Origin of the sequence: Chryseobacterium sp. G0201 (assembly GCF_003815655.1) — a bacterium.
GTDB lineage: Bacteria > Bacteroidota > Bacteroidia > Flavobacteriales > Weeksellaceae > Chryseobacterium.
The window spans coordinates 366,852-385,592 of sequence record NZ_CP033917.1 but is presented as its reverse complement, the minus strand read 5'-3'; the positions used below and the strand labels follow the sequence as shown (position 1 = coordinate 385,592).

Genomic DNA, 18,741 nt, shown 5'->3' with positions numbered 1-18,741 from the left:
TTTACTATAATATGTGAATTTTTAATTATTTTTTATCGTGCAACTGACTGTAAATATTATGGATAAGTCCGTCTGCTACAGAAATTTTAGGTACAAAAATTCGATTGATATCAGACCATGTCATAACGTTATTGAAAATCCTCAATGCATGGGCCACAACATCGGCTCTGTCTTCTCTAAGATTGTGTTTTGTCATTCTTTCTTCTACAGAAAGTTCGTTAAACTCTTTGTATACCTTTTTAAGATGAGAAAGTGTCATAGCTCTTCCGTCTTTGGTTTTGCTCATAGAGAAAACTTTGTTGATATTTCCTCCAGAACCGATGGCAACGATAGGTTTTTCGCTGGAAATATTGTTCTTGATCTCTTCTTTCATTTCTTTCCAGTTCTCGAAAGTAACCAGGTTATTCAGCAAACGAATCGTTCCGATATTGAATGATTTTTCATATACCATTTTTCCGTTTTCGTAGAACGTAAGCTCGGTAGAACCACCGCCAACATCAATGTATAAATAGGCAAATTCTTTGTCTAAACCTTCTGCAACATGGTTTTCGTAGATCAGAGTAGCTTCTTCGTCTCCGGAAATGATTTCAATATTGATTCCTGAAGCATCCCTTACATGTTCAATGATTTCCTGACCGTTGGCTGCATCACGCATTGCGCTTGTGGCACAGGCTCTGTAATGTTCAACCTTGTAAATCTTCATCAGATCACTGAAAATCTTCATGGAATCGATCACCATTTTTTCTCTTTCTTCACCGATCTTTCCTAATGTAAAAACGTCCATCCCCAATCTCAGAGGGATTCTCAAAAGATTAAGCTTAATAAATTCAGGCTTATTGTTGTTGATTTTTACTTCATTAATTAAAAGTCGGGCTGCATTACTTCCTATGTCTATAGCTGCGATCTTCATTTTTTGCTTGTTTTAGCTTTTAAATATTTATAAGTTTCTATCTGAGAACGGCATTCTTCTTTTTCATTGCTGATGTATTCGTTGCTCAATTTTTTGTCTAAAATACGAGCTTTTACGTTATCTCTCAACTGAATGTCGAGAATTTCTTTTAATTCTTTTTTCAGATCTTTATCGGTGATTTTGGCTGCAGCTTCAATTCTGTAGTCAAGGTTTCTGGTCATCCAGTCTGCTGAGGAAATATACATATCTTCTGCGCCTTTATTGTAGAAATACATGACTCTGGCGTGTTCCAGATATTCATCCACAATGCTGATCGCTTTTATCTTTTCTTTAAAATCTTTCTGATTCACAGCGCAATAAATACCTCTTACAATGATTTTTATGACAACACCGGCCATAGAAGCCTCGTATAATTTTGTAATTAAAGCACGGTCACTCACCGAATTGGCTTTAATAATCATTTCCGCTCTTCGTCCTGCTTTGGCTTCTTCAATTTCTTTGTCTATGTGATGAACAATCTTCTCACGCATAAATTGTGGACAGACCAATAAATTTTTACAGGTTTTCAAAACAGGTAAATAATCTTCTTTGTGCTTCTTTAATACATTAAAAATTTTATTAATATCTGCCATCACATGACGGTCTGATGTCATTAATAAATGATCACCGTAGATTTTAGCTGTTTTCTCGTTAAAATTTCCTGTACTTACGAAACCGTATTGAAGCGTTTTATTCTGTGCTCTTTTCTTAATGATACAAAGCTTGGCATGAACTTTTTTATCAGGAATTCCCACCAAAACAGTGATTCCTTCAGGTTCCAGCATTTCCTTCCATTTTAAGTTGGATTCTTCATCAAATCTTGCCTGAAGTTCAAGCATTACCGTAACTTCTTTACCATTTCTAGCAGCGTAGATCAATGCATTAATGATTTTTGAACTGCTTGCGAGACGGTATGCCGTGATCTGAATTGATTTTACATCAGGATCCATTGCTGCCTCACGCAAAAGATCGATTACCGGACTGTATTTATGATAAGGAAAAGTTAGAAGAATATCTTTTGCAAGAATAACATCTGTCACTCTCTCGCCATGTTCAAAAGCGGGATGTGAAAAGGAAGTTCTTTCTACCGGTTTTGCATATGATTCAAAAACATCAGGAAAGTCCATGAAATGCTTGAAATTATGAATTTTTCCTCCCGGAATGATGCTGTCTTTCTTGGTTAAATTCAGTTTACGGATAAGCAATTCCAACAATGCTTTATCCATATCTTTATCAAAAACGAACCTTGTAGGTTTTCCTTTTCTTCTGTTTTTAATTCCTTTTTCTATTTTTTCGGCGAAATTGGTTCTGATGTCGTTATCAAGATCCATTTCGGCATCTTTTGTCACTTTGAAAGCATTCGCTGCAAATTCGTCATATCCGAAATAAGAGAAAATATGCGGTAAGTTGAATGTAATTACATCTTCCAAAAGCATTACATTTTTCTCCTCAGGATCTTCTGTCGGAAGCAATACAAATCTTCCCACAAAACGCGACGGAATTTCAATGATCGCATAATTACTGGAATATTGCCAGTCTTTTTTCCTCATCGCAACACCCAAATAAAGACTTTTATCTCTCATATAAGGCATTGGCGTGTTCTCGTGAAGAAGAATAGGAATAACATTGGCTTCCACAACATCATCAAAATATTCTCTGACAAATTCTTTTTGTTTTGCCGTTAAGTTTTTAGAATTTTTAATGAAAACCTTTTGATCGGCCATTTCAGCCTGAATTTTTTTCCAGGTTTTATCGAAATTCTGCTGATGTTTAATAACAATTTCATTGATATTTTGAAGGATCTTGGAAGGTGGCTGATAGAAAGATTCGGCGATCACTTTTTCCTTAAAATCCATGGCACGCTTTAATCCGGCAACCCGCACTCTGAAGAATTCATCTAAATTGTTGGAAAAAATCCCCAAAAAACGGATTCTAAGATGTAAAGGCACATTTTCGTCCATCGCTTCCTGTAAAACTCTTTCGTTAAAGGCAAGCCATGTGATATCTCTCGGATTAAAGTGTAGTGACATTCTCTAGTTTATAATTTATCAAAAATAATAAATCAAATGCTTTTCAACTACTTTTCTAGGTTAAACTTTGATTAATTTTCATCATATTAAAAATAAGTAGATAAAGACTTATCATGACAAACAATGTATTAATTCTATGAAATTTATTTAGAAAAAAGTGAAAAAATTTCCTACTATCTACTTTTAAACCTCGATTATATCGGGGTTTTATTTTTTAATATGTCAATTTGTCACAAAAAACTATATGGTACAGATATTGAGAAATAGAGATTGTAATTAATAATTAAAAATAGAAAAAATATAAATATTATGAGTAAAATAATTGGAATTGACTTAGGAACAACAAACTCTTGCGTTGCTGTAATGGAAGGTAAAGACGCTGTTGTAATTCCTAATGCAGAAGGTAAAAGAACAACACCTTCTATTGTAGCATTTACAGAAGATGGTGAAAGAAAAGTAGGAGATCCTGCAAAAAGACAGGCTGTAACGAATCCAAAAAAGACAGTATATTCTATCAAAAGATTTATTGGAACTCATTTTAAAGATGATGCAAGTGAAATTTCAAGAGTACCTTACGAAGTTGTAAAAGGTCCGAATGACACTGTAAAAGTTAAAATTGACGATAGAGAATATACTCCACAGGAAATTTCTGCAATGACGCTTCAGAAAATGAAGAAAACTGCTGAAGATTATCTTGGACAAGAAGTAACAAGAGCGGTAATCACTGTTCCTGCATACTTCAACGATGCACAAAGACAGGCTACTAAAGAAGCAGGAGAAATCGCTGGTCTTACAGTAGAAAGAATTATCAACGAACCAACTGCAGCTGCATTGGCTTACGGTATGGATAAGGCTCATAAAGATCAGAAGATCGCTGTATATGACCTTGGAGGTGGTACTTTTGACGTTTCTATCCTAGATTTAGGAGACGGAGTTTTCGAAGTATTGTCTACAAATGGTGATACACACTTAGGAGGTGATGACTTTGATGATGTAATTATCAACTGGATGGCAGACGAGTTCAAAGCTGAAGAAGGTGTAGATTTAAAATCTGATGCAATCGCATTACAGAGATTAAAAGAAGCTGCTGAAAAAGCTAAAATTGAATTGTCTTCTTCTCCACAAACTGAAATCAACTTACCATATATCACAGCTACAGCTACAGGTCCTAAACACTTAGTGAAGACTTTAACTAAAGCTAAATTCGAGCAGTTAGCTGCAGACTTAGTAAGAAGATCTATGGAGCCTTGTAAAAAAGCGCTTTCTGATGCAGGTCTTTCTATCTCTGATATTGACGAGGTAATCTTGGTTGGAGGTTCTACAAGAATCCCTATCATTCAGGAAGAAGTTGAAAAATTCTTCGGTAAAAAACCATCTAAAGGAGTAAACCCTGACGAAGTAGTAGCAATTGGTGCTGCAATCCAAGGAGGAGTTCTTACAGGAGACGTAACAGATGTATTGCTTCTTGACGTTACTCCACTTTCTTTAGGTATCGAAACTATGGGTTCTGTATTCACTAAATTAATTGAATCAAACACTACGATCCCAACTAAAAAATCTGAAGTATTCTCTACAGCTTCTGACAACCAGCCGGCTGTAAGCATCAGAGTAGGACAAGGTGAAAGACCAATGTTCAACGATAATAAAGAGATCGGTAGATTTGATCTTACTGATATTCCACCAGCACAAAGAGGAGTTCCTCAGATCGAAGTAACTTTCGATATTGATGCGAATGGTATCCTTAGCGTTTCTGCTAAAGATAAAGGTACAGGTAAAGAGCAGTCTATCAAAATTCAGGCTTCTTCAGGTCTTTCTGACGAAGAAATCGAAAGAATGAAAAAAGAAGCTCAGGAAAACTCTGCATCTGATGCGAAGAGAAAAGAAGAAGTTGAAATTTTCAATAAAGCTGACGGATTGATCTTCCAGACTGAAAAGCAATTGAAAGAGTTTGGTGATAAATTATCAGCTGACAAAAAAGCAGCAATCGAAGCTGCTCACGCAGAATTGAAAACAGCTTTCGAAGCTAAAAATGGTGATGATGTAAAAGCTAAAACAGAAGTTTTAGATGCAGCTTGGATGGCAGCTTCAGAAGAAATGTATGCAGCAGGACAACAGGCAGAAGGAGCAGGAGCTCAAAACCCTGGAGGTAATGCAAATGCAGGGGGTGCTGAAGATGTACAGGATGCAGACTTCGAAGAAGTAAAATAAATTTGATTAGCAAAAATAGCTAAATATTATAAAACCGCTTTAAACGATTGTTTAAGGCGGTTTTTTCGTTTTTTAGATTCTGATATTACACTTTACTCAGAAAAAAACTAAGGGAGTAAAATATACTCTAATATCATCTCAAGTATTTCAGTTATGGGGAGAGCCTTAAAATCCTGAAAGGTTAGTATTTGAAGATTTGCCTGCCCCATCATGGGTTTCTCTACCCCTTGAAGAAATGGATTGAAAGCGACGGTATTAAAAATAATATTACTTTTCACTGTTTCCGTCACACATTTGCAACTCTTCAATTATTGAGTGGTACCGATTTTCATTCTTAAAAAACTGTTTTTGTTTTAAATCTTCATAAAATATGATTGGGCAAAAAGTACAATTCAAAGAGAAAAGCATCCATTGATACGGCATTAAAATTAACCCAACTTTGCAACATCAAAAACAATTAATAATAAACAAATAGTAAAGACATGAACAAGTTTACAGTAAAAGACGGAACGGAAATTTATTTCAAAGACCTAGGAGAAGGACAGCCAATATTTTTTCATCATGGATGGCCATTATCATCTGATGACTGGGATGCACAAATGATGTTTTTCTTGGATAAAGGTTTTAGGGTAATTTCCCACGACAGAAGAGGTCACGGAAGATCTACTCAAACTTATAAGGGTAATGATATGGACACATATGCAGCAGATGTCGCAGAACTGGTTGAATTTTTGAATTTGAAGGATGTTATCCATGTTGGGCATTCAACCGGAGGAGGTGAAGCTGTAAGATATGCAGCGCAATATGGGCAGGGTAGAGTGAATAAGGTAGTCTTGATAAGTGCGATCACACCTTATATGATTGCAGATGCAAATAATCCCAATGGAGTTCCTCTTTCAGCATTTGATGATATCCGACATGGTACGCTTCACAACAGACAACAATTTTATCAGGATCTTACAGTACCATTTTATGGCTATAACAGAGAGGGTGCGACCATCAAGAAGGGGATACAGGATAATTGGTGGAGACAGGGAATGATGGGCGGTATAAAAGCTCAATATGATTGTATCAAAGTATTTTCTGAGACGGATTTTACTGAAGATCTAAAAAGTTTGGAAATACCTGTTTTGGTTCTTCATGGAGATGACGATCAGATTGTACCTTATGAGACCACAGCAGTAAAATCTGCAGAAATTTTAAAAAACAGTAAACTGATTATTTATCCTGGCTTCTCTCACGGTATGCCAACAATCAATGCAGATGTAATTAATGAAGACATTTTATCATTTATAAAAGAATAAAAACAACAGAGACAAAAAATACAATTCAAAGCGAAAGCCTTCCATTGTTAGGGCTTAATAATTAAGCCAAATTTGTAATATCAAACAACAAACAAATATTTAAAGATCATGAAAAATTTAATTTTAACAATCGGATTATTTACAACATTAATATCAGGTACCGCAGATGCACAACAATCCGGCGTGAAGCGTACAGACCTTCAAAGGCATAATATTGAGGCTGTAGGATACGAAACTATCTAGGCACGCATAGACCTAGAGCCAGGGACAGCTGTCGGTATGCATTCACATCCAGGAGAAGAGGTTATTTATGTGCTCGAAGGCATATTTGAATATGAGTTAGAGGGCGAAAAGCCTGTTGTCCTTAAAGCTGGTGATGTACTTTTTGTTCCTGCCGGAAAGAATCACTCCGCAAAGAATATTGGTAAAACTAAAGCTTCTGAGCTTGCCACTTATATCGTTAAGAAGAATAGGCCGCTTCTTGTATTCAAGAAATAATCTAGAATTCACTTAAAACTTATCAAAGGCTATTGCGAATTAAGTATATCTTTTCATTTTAAAAGGTTAGAATAGGTGCATTGGGGGATGCTAATAAACTGTCAATGGGTAATTTTTAACTTTTAAGGTTAGAATTTACCCATTTTTTTGTAAATAGATCAGTTCTTCATTACTGGAAAATGTGTAGAAAATGACCATAAAACTAATACCAGAATCTTATTTAGGGTTTTCAGTAGGAATAATTGATCCTTTCTTGAACATTTGGATTGCGAATGAAAGAAATGAGAATTAAGACGAAATAAAGCTACGAAGATTAGGATGATTGGAGCCTTTTAATTTCTTATTTTTGCTGCAAATATGTAAAGTAAGAATTAACAATAATCTTTCAGATCCTAAAATGATTAAGGAATTTTCATACAAAAAATTTGGCAATTTAGAATTCAGTAAAGCCTCCATTGAGAACGACTCTTTATCAAAAATTAATGAGCATATCAAAGTCCTGTTTATTCCACAAGGTGCTATTGTTCAAGTGGATTTTCAGGAGATCGAAATGAGGACTGACACCTTATTATTCATTAATCCTCATGTCATTTTAAAGCCTTGTGAAACTATTGGAGGGCAGCTTATGCATTTTAACAGAGATTTTTATTGTGTGGAAATTCACGATCAGGAAGTAGCCTGTGATGGTATTTTGTACAATAATGTATTTGAAATACCCTTTATAAATTTAGACAAAGAACAGTCGGATGAAATGCAAAAAATCATTCGAGATATTCAGTTAGAATTGAAAAACGAAGATTCCGGTACGGAAGAAATGCTAAGAACATTGTTAAAATTAATTATCTTGAAATCTACACGTATCTGGAAACAGCAGCATCAGTTATCGGATAAAGAACAGCAGACTGATGTTCTGTTTTTAAGAAAATTCAGTAAATTGGTAGAACTGCATTATAAAACGCTTCATACTGTTGCAGATTATGCGAATCTTCTTTGCATTACCCCAAAAAATCTAAGTAAAAAGATAGGATTAGTTAGTAAAGAGACTTCTAACGAAATTATAAAAAACCGTATTGTACTTGAATGCAAGCGACTTTTGGTACATACTACAATGAGTGTGAAAGAAATAGCATATCATATGAATTACGAAGACGATGCTTACTTTGTTCGATTTTTTACCAAACATACAGGGATTTCACCTACTGGTTTTAGAAAACAATTTTAGATAGCCATCCATTTAAGAATTGGAAAAATTCAATGCCAAATTATATAGCTTTATCAAAAAATAAAATATAACCAAATTAGGTTAGATTTTAAGCTAACCTTTTTCGATTTAGTAAATCAATTACAATGAACAAATTGTTGATATAAGCATGGTATATCATATTTGAGATCATATATCAAAGTATTCACCTTTGTCAAAACATCAGCAATTTACACTACAATAATTTTTTCTTTTGATGATGATCAGGTAAGAAGCATTTTTGAGAAGAAAGCTTCATTCTATTTTCTGATACTTTGCTGTACATCACATCACCAATAATGAAAGATCAATAATATTATTTAAGTTCACAAGAGTTTGTAAAATATATAGATATTCTCTTAAAAAATGAATTTGGTTTTATTACAAAAAATGATTGGGATAAAAACTTTCTACCTCTCACTTATGAATATTCTGTACCGAATAAAATAATAAATACTTTTTTAGAAATTAATGATTTAGAATTTCTTAATAAAACATGTTCATATATCTTTCAAATATAGGTGCTTAGCGTAATATGGGAGAAACAAGAAAACTTGACAGATTATTGATTCCATCTGATTCCGATCAGTGCAATATAAGGGATTTTCTTAAACTGAATTTGGAGGTGTGAAAATAGTTCGAGTATATTATAAAACTCAAATAGTTTAGGAAATCTTTAAAAATCATATATAACAATTCGACAAATAAGTGTAGATTCGTTGTATATTCTGCTTCAATGGAACATACTATATTATCTTCCGAATTCAATTCTTCTCAAGAATTAATCGATAAGCTTTACCAAAACGGTATCAGGAAAACGTATCAGGAGGGGGACATCATTTTGGATGAAAATGCATCCATCCGTTCCATTCCGATTGTGATGAAGGGATTGCTAAAAGTCATCAGAACGGAAGAAGACGGACGCGAGATTTTACTATATTATATAAAAGCAGGTGAAAGCTGTATTATGTCGTTCCTTGGTGGAATGCACAATGAAAAAAGCATTGTAAAAGCCGAGGTAGAAGAAGAGTCCGAGATTCTTTTTTTACCTGTGGAAAAAGTTTCGCTTTTCATCAAAGAGTATCCTGAATGGTTGGATTATATTTTTAGGCTTTATCATAAACGTTTTGAAGAATTGCTGGATATTATCAATGCTATTGCCTTCAAAAAAGTGGATGAAAGATTATTACATTTGCTTCATAAAAAATCAAAACTGTCTGATTCAAAGATCATCATCATTACTCACGAGCAACTTGCCAATGAGCTTGGTACAGTTAGAGTGGTAGTGTCAAGACTTCTGAAACAGTTGGAAGATTCCGGAAAACTAAAACTTGGAAGAAACAAGATCACCCTTTCCGATTCTATTTAACTTTTGTTGTGTAACAAAAGTAGCGGTACAGATTACCGGATATATCCATTTTTGCTTCATAAAAGTTGAAAAATGGAAATTTTTGGATATGTAGCATCGGTTTTTATAGGTATTTCTTTAGGATTAATAGGTGGTGGCGGCAGTATTCTTACCGTTCCTGTTCTGGTATATTTGTTTGGTATTGACGCTTTTCTCGCTACAGAATATTCCCTTTTCATCGTCGGAATCAGCAGTTTGGTAGGTTCTTTTTCTTATTTTAAAAAAGGTCTGGTTGATCTGAAAACAGCTTTAGTTTTCGGAATCCCGTCCATTATTTCCATTTTTCTGACACGGAATTACCTTTTACCTTTAATTCCTGACGAAGTATTTCACATCAACAATTTGGTGATTACCAAAGATATGTTTTTACTCTTAATCTTTGCCGGTTTAATGTTGGTCTCTTCCTATAAAATGATACAGAAAAGTTTAGAATTGAAAACTGAAACCGTTCATTCTGAAAAAAGCAAAATACTTTTGGCCGCAGGAGAAGGCTCAATTGTTGGTATTCTGACTGGTTTGGTAGGTGCAGGAGGCGGATTTATGATTATTCCAGCATTGGTCAATCTGTTAAAAACGCCTATGAAAGTTGCTATCGGAACTTCTCTAGTCATTATTTCTTTGAATTCGCTGATCGGATTTTTTTCATCAATGAATCATCTTAAAATCGAATGGAGTTTTTTGGGAACAGTCTCTGCAATTGCAATTACTGGCATCCTCATTGGAGCACAATTATCCAAAAAAATTGATGGCAAAAAACTAAAACCTGGGTTCGGATGGTTTATTCTGGTGATGGGAATTTATATTATCATTAAGGAACTTTTTCTTTAACAATTCTTATGTAACAAAAGTGGCTGTAGTAGGAAAATGAAAAATAGAAATTTGCAGTATATAAAATAATAAAATGAAAATAGAACAAATTTATACAGGATGTTTGGCTCAGGGAGCTTATTATATCGTTTCTCAAAATGAAGCAGCAATCATTGATCCTATCAGAGAAACCCAGCCGTATATTGAAAGACTCGAAAAAGATGGTGTAAAATTAAAATATATTTTTGAAACCCATTTCCATGCAGATTTTATAAGCGGTCACGTAGATCTGAGCAAAAAAACCAATGCGTCAATCGTGTATGGACCAACGGCAAATCCTGAGTTTGAAGCTATCATTGCTAAAGACGGAGAAATCTTTGAAATCGGAAAAATCAAAATTAAAGTTCTTCATACGCCTGGACACACGATGGAAAGTTCGTCGTTTTTATTAATCGATGAAAATGGGAAGGAAAAAGCACTTTTTAGCGGTGACACTTTATTTTTGGGAGATGTTGGTCGTCCTGACTTGGCTCAGAAGGCTGCAAGCATGACTCAGGAAGAGTTGGCAGGACTTCTTTACGATAGTTTATACCAAAAAATTATGCCTCTGGGCGATGAAATTATTGTTTATCCGGCTCACGGAGCTGGTTCTGCCTGCGGAAAAAATATGCAAAAAGAAACAGTAGACACATTAGGAAATCAAAAGAAGAGCAATTATGCGCTCAACCAAAAAGATAAAGAAAGCTTTATAAAAGCCGTTACAGATGGACTTCTTACTCCGCCAGCTTATTTCGGGATGAATGTAGCGATGAATAAAAAAGGGTACGATAGTTTTGATGAAGTGCTATCTAAAGGTCTTCGTTCTTTTTCTCCTGATGAATTTGAGGAAATAGCAGAACATTCAGGAGCTTTAATTCTGGATGTGAGAAATAATGACGAGTTTGCTAAAGGTTTTGTTCCTCAATCCATTAATATCGGACTAGACGGAGATTTTGCACCTTGGGTCGGAGCTTTGATTGTAGATGTAAAACAATCAATTTTATTAATTACCGATGAAAACAACGAGGAAGAAACGGTTACAAGATTGAGTAGAGTAGGTTTCGACAATGTTTTAGGTTTTCTGAATGGCGGTTTTAAAGCCTGGAAAAACAACGGAAAAGAAACTGATACTGTAAATAGAATTTCCGCGCAGCAGTTTGAAAATGAAATCAAGGATAAAAATGTAATAACGATAGACGTAAGAAAAGAAAGCGAATACCAGGCAGAGCACGTGGATGAATCCTACAATAAGCCTTTAGCTTATATCAATGAATGGATTAGCCATATTGAATCGACGGAACATTTTTACCTTCACTGTGCTGGAGGCTACAGAAGCATGATGGCGGCAAGTATTCTTCAGGCAAGAGGTTTCAGAAATTTTACCGAAATTGAAGGAGGCTTTAATGCCATCTTACAAACCGGTGTTCCCAAAAGTGATTTTGTTTGCCAAAGTAAAATGTTAAATTCAATTTAAATAAAAAATTAATCAATGTTAGATGTTATAAAAGAACCTTGGCCGTGGTATATTGCAGGTCCGCTCATCGGTCTTACCGTTCCTATACTATTGATTTTAGGTAATAAATCTTTTGGGATAAGCTCATCATTACGGCATATCTGCGCAGCATGTATTCCGGCTAATATCGATTTTTTCAAATATGACTGGAAAAAAGAATCATGGAACTTATTTTTTGTCCTCGGAATTTTCTTTGGCGGAATGATTGCGGCCCATTTTCTGATGAATCCGGGAGAAATTGCAGTTAGTCCAAATCTTAAAACCGAATTGGCAGCCTATGGAATTACAGATTACAGCAACCTTGTTCCTGTTCAATTAATGAATTTTAAAAGCCTATTAACCTTAAAAGGTATCATCACAATGGTCGGCGGCGGATTTTTGGTCGGTTTTGGAACCCGTTATGCAGGAGGATGTACAAGTGGACACGCTATCATGGGACTTTCCAATCTTCAATGGCCGTCTTTGGTGGCAACAATTTGTTTTATGATCGGTGGTTTTTTAATGGCTAATGTCATTCTGCCGATTATTCTTTCACATTAAACTGATGCAACAATGACAAAACAAAAAGATACACAGAATAAAGACAATTTTTGTACAAACGAAACCCATAGAATCGAATGGCTTCACAATCTGAAATACATGATCGTAGGAATTTTATTCGGAATCGTGTTTGTAAAAGCCGAGATCATCAGCTGGTTCAGAATTCAGGAGATGTTCCGTTTTCAATCATTTCATATGTACGGAGTGATTGGAAGTGCAGTTCTAACGGGAATGATTTCTGTCTGGCTGATTAAAAAATTCAAAATAAAAACCATTTATGGAGAAAAAATTTCAATTGCTCCTAAAACTTTTAACAAAGGACAAATTTACGGAGGTTTAATCTTCGGATTTGGCTGGGCCATTACAGGAGCTTGTCCGGGACCTCTTTTTGCACAGATCGGAACAGGAGCTTTTGCTGTTATTATTACTTTGATGAGTGCTGTTTTCGGAACCTGGGCGTACGGATATTTCAGAGATAAGCTGCCGCATTGATTTCTAGAATGTCGTTTGAAAATTCTGCAACTATATGAAGTAGAAACTAGAGAATAAATGTCTACTTCATGTAGTTGCAGAGTCATTCGGATGTGGTAACCAAACAGACAAACTTCTATAAATAGAAAATTTGATATTTGATAAGGACTAAGAGATTGAAAGAGGAACAGTAATAAAGAAGATACAAAAACCTATTAATTACTCATTAGACTCATTAAATATTCACTTTTAGATTGTATTAATGAATAATATGAAGAGAATGATCTGCTAAATATCTTTCATTTTATGCAGCTTTATAATTGTGGTGATTTATATTTACATATACGTATGTATTGTTGTAAATAATTAATTAAAAAACTATTTTCATTGTATTTTATTTACATATTAATTAAGTAGATTTACATATTTCATTATATGTCTGCTCCTTTTAAAAATGTAATGTTTATGAAACAACGTCTACTCAAAAAGATAGATCGCTCAATCATTAAAAAAATAAATTTAGACAAAGTACTTCTTTCTATTCTGCTTTTTTTTGTTTTTGAATTTAAAGCCCAATCCACAGTCAATGAAATTGATAGTATGCAAATCAATACCTTTAATAGGCTGTTAAGGGCAGGTAATTTCAATGGAGTGGTTGTGCAAGAGAGAGAATTTATTGAAAAAAGTAAAAACATAGACTATAGTAAGGGTGAAATAAGGGGGTATATCAATATTGCCAATGTTCTTAATGCAATGAAAAGAAACCAGGAAAGTTTGAAATTTATTGAAATAGCTTCAATGAAGCTTAGTAAAAATGAGGATGACGGGCTGCAGGCGTATTTACATAATACTTATGGTCAAAACTATTATTCATTGGGATTATATGAACATTCCATCAAGTACTTTGATATCGCTTTGGAGTTTGCAAAAAAAATCAAAAACACGAAAGAACGGGAAAAAAGACTTTATTCTATTTATGACTGGAAAAGATCAAGTTTTGAATTTCTGGGTATGATGGATTCTGTATATAGTACTGAACATAAGTGCATGAGGTCTCCAATGCCTATGCTATACATTACTATTGCAGAAAGGCATTACAAAGACCATAATATTGATTCTGCGGAATATTACATTAATAAGGCTAACAATTTACTGTTCACAAAGCAGATTCCTCTTGAGGGTAAAGCCAATGTTTTGCGGGCTTTTGGCAGATTAAACATAGAGAAACGGAATTATGGTAAAGCTCTGGACTATCTCTTGAATTCTTTAAAAATTACTCAAAAAGCCAAGCTAAGAAGAAGAGAATTAGAATCCTATAAATTAATTGCGGAAGCATATAAGGGACTTAATGACCTTGATATGGAAAATGAATATTTATCAAAATATTCTAAATTGAATGATAGTTTACAAAAAGAAAAGGATGCAGCAGTTAATACTGTTATCGAAAAAATGCTTACTGAGCAGGAAGAAAATGAGAAAAGAGCTCATCGTAATCTTTATTACATTATTTTCACTATTATTTTTATCAGCGGTATTGTAATTTACCTTATTTATAATAGGTATAAAACCCGGCAGAAACTAAAAGATGATTTAATAAGCCAGAAGGTAGAAGAATTTAAACGAAAATTGGATAATACATATGAAGAGTTGATTCATCTTGCTAGAAATTCTGATCCTTCTTTCATGAACAGGTTTAAAGAATTACATCCAGAATTTTATCATAATCTTACTTCAAAATATCATAATCTGACCTTAAATGATATGAGATTATGTGCTTTTATAAAATTAAACTTTTCTAATAAAGAAATAGCGGAGTATGACCATATTTCATTAAGGACTGTTGAATCGAAAAAATATCGATTACGGAAAAAGTTAAACCTTTCCGGAGATATAGATTTTAATAAATGGGTTATGGAACACTAATGAATTCTTTTATTTAAACTAAAATATTAAAAACTCAAACAAAGAGATGTTATTTTAAAACACTGTTAATTAATTTGTTACATAGTGCAGTGCAAATGCAGTGTGAATTTTTTTAAAGCATTATTATAGATTTGTTACGAGAATTTTAAGCAAACAGCATTCTATTTACGTTCATTCAGAACAGCTATTTGTTATAAAATTTGATAAACACTAACTTATTATGTAATGCGATGAAAAAAAAAAATTTTACTGTATCCCGGTCATTTATCTTATGAACGAAGGTATGTTTTCTGTCTTCGATATATGTCGCATAAAAGATATTTTATACGATAGAATTTAGACCATACTGTTTATTTTCTAGAATGTCACCCTTATTTTTACTAACCCTAAAAACAGCATAGAATGAAAAAAATAATATTTTTTACAAGTGTACTGATGTCAGTATTTGTACTTGCGCAAGTAGGTATTAATGAAATTAATCCCACAGCTACTTTAGATATTAAATCTAAAGGAAACACAAATGCAACTAAAGCACTTGAAGTAAACAACTCCAGTGGAGCAGAAATTTTTACTGTTCTTGACAACGGAAATGTTGGAGTCAATATTACTAATCCCACGGCAAAGCTGCATACTAACGGAAGTATAAGGTATGAGAATCTTCCCGTTGTTTCCGGAAGTGTATCTCCTCTGGCTATAAAGAGTGATGGAACAGTTGGGACATATGTCCCGGAACCTACCAAATATCTTTATATGGAGATGGCATCAACCGTTACAACATCTAGTTTTCCACTTTCAGATACGGGAGTTTATACCAGTATTCCACTTACTTCTGCCCAATCTGTTACTAATACCATCATTGCTGGATTTGGTACCGATACTTCAGCTACTTTAAATGTAAACAGTACTGCCATTTCATCCTCAAATGTAAGGTATATCTCATTTCCGGATCCTGGTATTTACAAAATAAATTTAAATTATTATACTTCCTGTACCGGAAGCCCTGCAGACTCATCAAGTAACATGCTGGGAATAGGAACGGCTTTATTCAAGGCAAATTCTGCAAGTACCAGTTACAACAGGCAGGCAGTCGTACGCTATAATGGTTTACCCAGAAGAAATGACACAGGTACTGTAATTGCTGGTCCTTACAATTTTGCAATTCCCCACACTGTTTTTTTAGTATTTGAAACAACGGCAGCAAACGAAAAAATAGCACTTTTTGTAAATTATGGTTTTGGAGATACTTTTACTTCAAATGTTTGCTCATTAGCCACACCTGCCGGCTTATCCAATAAAATAACAATGAATATTTCTAAATTATGATTCAATAATGATGAAAAGAATATTTTTTATAGCTCTCATTTCAGTTTGTACTGAGGCGTGGGGACAAATGGGGATTAATATAGGTAATCCTTCAGCGGCTTTAGATATTGTTTCAAATGGAAATACGTTGGGTACTAAAGCTTTAAGAATTAATAATTCAGATAATTCGGAATTATTCAAAATTCACAATAACGGAAATACCGGTATTAATATAGGAACTTCTTCACCTACTGATTTATTGCATGTAAAAACCGATATAAAGCACGAAAATTTACCTGTTTTGTCATCTCCATATAGTCCGCTGGCCGTTGATGATGCGGGAGCAGCTAAAGTTAAACCTACATCAACTCAATACTTTTATTTTAAACGGAGTTTGTCTTTCGGTAATTTTTCGCTTTACAATACCAATGTTTACACCAATATACCTTTTCCGGCCGGGACAGATGTCCAAGGCAATACAGTGGGTTTTGGATTCGGAACAGATACCTCAGGAACTGTCAATGCACAGTCTGTAAGTAATATAAGCTATTTAACAATCCCTGAACTTGGTGTTTATCTTTTTGAGATGTATCAAACCGCATACTGTAATGGGTTATCAACAACATCTTCCAATACCGGGCAAATTGCTATAAATACACTATTTGCAACTGCTGGTAGCGGAAGTTCTGTTTATTCTACTAATACAATTTCCAGGGATTATGCAATAGCCCGAAGAAATGCGTCGGGAGGAATTAATACTAGTAGTTATGCTTATGCAAATCCACAAAAGCTTGTTGTAGCTTATCAAAGTACTGCTGCGAATGAAAAAGTGGCCTTATTTGTTAACTATGCAGGAGGAGACAGCTACAGTACCCAGTCATGTTTTATGAATCAACCCAATGGAAGTGATAATTACGGTTACCTAATTGTGACCAAACTTTAAAATAGGCAAATACCTTAATAAGGTTCTAAAAACAATATAAACCAAAATATTCCTTTAAAAACTCCTGCTACTCTTTTTCTTAAACAGAGTAATATTGAAGAGTTTCAAAAATAACACAAGATTAATTTTTTCAATTCAGGCATTTAATATTCTAAACACACAAAAATTAAAAAAAATGAAAAAGTCATTACTTTACTTAAGTCCATTCGTATTTACTGCATTATTGCATGCGCAAGTTGGAATAAATACTACTATACCAAGAAGTACACTTACTGTCAATGGATCTTTTGCAGGACAGTATAAATTGTCTTCTGCATCGACGACATTAGGAGCTAGCGATTATTACATGGCATTTAACGGAAGTACAGCCGCTACATTTACCTTGCCTGCTGCCACTGCTGCTGCACCGGCAGCCGGAAATATACAAGGAAGGGTCTATTACATTAAAAATACCGGCAGTGCACAGCTTACTATCGCAGCCAACGGGACAGAGCTTATTGATAACCAGACAGGTTCTGGAGTGGCTAATTTTAAACTAAATCCAGCTGGATATGCTATGTTGATTAGCCGAGGTACTGTTTCTGGAACAACCTGGGAATTATCTACCTTTATTGATAAAACCACATCAACTATTGCTGCACTTGGAGCTACTGACCAGGTAACATACACTGGAACTGCTTTCACAAATTTTAATAACAGCATCCCCCAGATTGTTCCTTTTGCATTAGGTGATATGATTGTCAATCAGGGCGGATCAGTAACATGGAATGATGCAGGGGATTACTGGCAGATATTGGAATCAGGTGTTTACAAAATAGAAGGCTATGCCTATTTCGGTAGTGTGGGAGCCTTATCCGGTACTTCCCAGTGGACCGGAATTAACCTCAATATCACCAAAAATGGTACGGCAATCTCTAATATAATAGGTGGAAACAGAGGAAACATTATGGATGTTATCGCTCAGCTGGGTAATACACCGATTAATGTTAATTGCATCGTCCATTTGAATGCGGGAGACCGTGTTTATTTAACAATGAACTATGGCGCGGGAGATTTTCCTACAACAAGTGTTCGGATAGCAGTACCAAATTCACTGATAGAAAATAGGAATTTTTCAATGCAGCAGTTATCTGTACCTTAATGAATCTTCTTTCAACTTGGGATTAGATTTTCAGGGTGAAAAATATTGAGGTAGCCAATAATACTTTTATTCATATAAAATATGAAGTTGTATATATATTATTTTTATAAATATATCATTTTTTCATGCGAAAGCAAATAATGAGAAATAAATAGACTTAATACTTGAAAATTTCTTCAAAAACTTTAAAGAAATAAAGTTTAGTGAATCACCGAAAAAAGCAAACAACACCCTCAAGATCTTTGAAAAAAACAATTATTTAAAAGGAAAAGTGACTAGCTGTATTTATATTGCTAAAGTTTTACTTGAGGTTGGAACTTATAATGAAGGTCTTTATTATTTAGAAAAGCAGAAGAGAACCTTTTTTTGTAGTTCGGCATTTGTTTTCATTATATCTTAATTGATCATTCAAAATTCCGGAAACG

The 18,741-nt window shown here is 34.3% G+C and carries 15 protein-coding genes; 13 read left to right on the top strand and 2 right to left on the bottom strand.

Annotated elements, in window-relative coordinates; genetic code table 11:
* Positions 1-25 precede the first annotated feature (25 nt).
* Positions 26-910 carry an exopolyphosphatase gene (locus EG348_RS01680; protein ID WP_123980103.1) on the bottom strand — a complete coding sequence of 295 codons (885 nt, stop codon included), beginning with the start codon at positions 908-910 and terminating at the stop codon, positions 26-28.
* Entirely contained in the window at positions 907-2,979 is a 2,073-nt protein-coding gene (gene ppk1, locus EG348_RS01675) for a polyphosphate kinase 1 (RefSeq protein ID WP_123980101.1), read from the bottom strand. The genes EG348_RS01680 and ppk1 overlap by 4 nt, the downstream gene beginning before the upstream one ends.
* Positions 2,980-3,288: 309 nt before the next feature.
* Here ppk1 and dnaK point away from each other — a divergent pair, with 309 nt between their 5' ends.
* The 13 genes from dnaK (at position 3,289) to EG348_RS01605 (ending at position 18,316) form a co-directional block, all read left to right on the top strand.
* Positions 3,289-5,187 carry a molecular chaperone DnaK gene (gene dnaK / locus EG348_RS01670; RefSeq protein ID WP_123980099.1) on the top strand — a complete coding sequence of 633 codons (1,899 nt, stop codon included), beginning with the start codon at positions 3,289-3,291 and terminating at the stop codon, positions 5,185-5,187.
* 482 nt (positions 5,188-5,669) lie between these two features.
* Positions 5,670-6,491: an alpha/beta fold hydrolase gene (locus EG348_RS01660; protein WP_123980097.1), complete on the top strand. Its 822-nt coding sequence runs from the start codon at positions 5,670-5,672 to the stop codon at positions 6,489-6,491.
* 279 nt (positions 6,492-6,770) lie between these two features.
* Positions 6,771-6,989 (top strand): cupin domain-containing protein, encoded by a 219-nt coding sequence (locus EG348_RS21815; protein ID WP_262696698.1) that lies wholly within the window; start codon positions 6,771-6,773, stop codon positions 6,987-6,989.
* A 346-nt stretch (positions 6,990-7,335) separates the two neighbouring features.
* Positions 7,336-8,211 carry a helix-turn-helix domain-containing protein gene (locus EG348_RS01650; protein WP_123980095.1) on the top strand — a complete coding sequence of 292 codons (876 nt, stop codon included), beginning with the start codon at positions 7,336-7,338 and terminating at the stop codon, positions 8,209-8,211.
* 754 nt (positions 8,212-8,965) lie between these two features.
* Complete coding sequence (locus EG348_RS01645) at positions 8,966-9,598, top strand: Crp/Fnr family transcriptional regulator (RefSeq protein WP_123980093.1); 633 nt, start codon at positions 8,966-8,968, stop codon at positions 9,596-9,598.
* A gap of 72 nt (positions 9,599-9,670) precedes the next feature.
* Positions 9,671-10,465, top strand: coding sequence for a sulfite exporter TauE/SafE family protein (locus EG348_RS01640; protein ID WP_123980091.1), 795 nt, complete (start codon positions 9,671-9,673; stop codon positions 10,463-10,465).
* 73 nt (positions 10,466-10,538) lie between these two features.
* The gene (locus tag EG348_RS01635; protein ID WP_123980089.1) at positions 10,539-11,957 is read left to right on the top strand and encodes an MBL fold metallo-hydrolase; all 1,419 of its coding nucleotides are present in this window, start codon (positions 10,539-10,541) and stop codon (positions 11,955-11,957) included.
* A 15-nt stretch (positions 11,958-11,972) separates the two neighbouring features.
* Positions 11,973-12,536: a YeeE/YedE family protein gene (locus EG348_RS01630; RefSeq protein ID WP_123980087.1), complete on the top strand. Its 564-nt coding sequence runs from the start codon at positions 11,973-11,975 to the stop codon at positions 12,534-12,536.
* A gap of 99 nt (positions 12,537-12,635) precedes the next feature.
* Positions 12,636-13,028, top strand: a complete 393-nt coding sequence (locus EG348_RS01625) for a DUF6691 family protein (RefSeq protein WP_410494144.1) — start codon at positions 12,636-12,638, stop codon at positions 13,026-13,028.
* A 444-nt stretch (positions 13,029-13,472) separates the two neighbouring features.
* The gene (locus EG348_RS01620) at positions 13,473-14,930 is read left to right on the top strand and encodes a transcriptional regulator (protein WP_164463240.1); all 1,458 of its coding nucleotides are present in this window, start codon (positions 13,473-13,475) and stop codon (positions 14,928-14,930) included.
* A gap of 402 nt (positions 14,931-15,332) precedes the next feature.
* A complete protein-coding gene (locus EG348_RS01615; protein ID WP_123980081.1) occupies positions 15,333-16,253 on the top strand; it encodes a hypothetical protein in 921 nt (306 codons plus the stop codon).
* Positions 16,254-16,260: 7 nt separating this feature from the next.
* Positions 16,261-17,175 carry a hypothetical protein gene (locus EG348_RS01610; protein WP_123980079.1) on the top strand — a complete coding sequence of 305 codons (915 nt, stop codon included), beginning with the start codon at positions 16,261-16,263 and terminating at the stop codon, positions 17,173-17,175.
* 223 nt (positions 17,176-17,398) lie between these two features.
* Positions 17,399-18,316 carry a hypothetical protein gene (locus tag EG348_RS01605; protein WP_123980076.1) on the top strand — a complete coding sequence of 306 codons (918 nt, stop codon included), beginning with the start codon at positions 17,399-17,401 and terminating at the stop codon, positions 18,314-18,316.
* The last annotated feature ends 425 nt before the right edge of the window (positions 18,317-18,741 follow it).

Excerpts from the sequence above, each read along its gene's own strand:
- EG348_RS01680 (WP_123980103.1), bottom strand. The coding sequence starts at position 910 with ATGAAGATCGCAGCTATAGACATAGGAAGTAATGCAGCCCGACTTTTA.
- ppk1 (WP_123980101.1), bottom strand. The coding sequence starts at position 2,979 with ATGTCACTACACTTTAATCCGAGAGATATCACATGGCTTGCCTTTAAC.
- dnaK (WP_123980099.1), top strand. The coding sequence starts at position 3,289 with ATGAGTAAAATAATTGGAATTGACTTAGGAACAACAAACTCTTGCGTT.
- EG348_RS01660 (WP_123980097.1), top strand. The coding sequence starts at position 5,670 with ATGAACAAGTTTACAGTAAAAGACGGAACGGAAATTTATTTCAAAGAC.
- EG348_RS21815 (WP_262696698.1), top strand. The coding sequence starts at position 6,771 with ATGCATTCACATCCAGGAGAAGAGGTTATTTATGTGCTCGAAGGCATA.
- EG348_RS01645 (WP_123980093.1), top strand. The coding sequence starts at position 8,966 with ATGGAACATACTATATTATCTTCCGAATTCAATTCTTCTCAAGAATTA.
- EG348_RS01640 (WP_123980091.1), top strand. The coding sequence starts at position 9,671 with ATGGAAATTTTTGGATATGTAGCATCGGTTTTTATAGGTATTTCTTTA.
- EG348_RS01635 (WP_123980089.1), top strand. The coding sequence starts at position 10,539 with ATGAAAATAGAACAAATTTATACAGGATGTTTGGCTCAGGGAGCTTAT.
- EG348_RS01630 (WP_123980087.1), top strand. The coding sequence starts at position 11,973 with ATGTTAGATGTTATAAAAGAACCTTGGCCGTGGTATATTGCAGGTCCG.
- EG348_RS01625 (WP_410494144.1), top strand. The coding sequence starts at position 12,636 with ATGATCGTAGGAATTTTATTCGGAATCGTGTTTGTAAAAGCCGAGATC.
- EG348_RS01620 (WP_164463240.1), top strand. The coding sequence starts at position 13,473 with ATGAAACAACGTCTACTCAAAAAGATAGATCGCTCAATCATTAAAAAA.
- EG348_RS01615 (WP_123980081.1), top strand. The coding sequence starts at position 15,333 with ATGAAAAAAATAATATTTTTTACAAGTGTACTGATGTCAGTATTTGTA.
- EG348_RS01610 (WP_123980079.1), top strand. The coding sequence starts at position 16,261 with ATGATGAAAAGAATATTTTTTATAGCTCTCATTTCAGTTTGTACTGAG.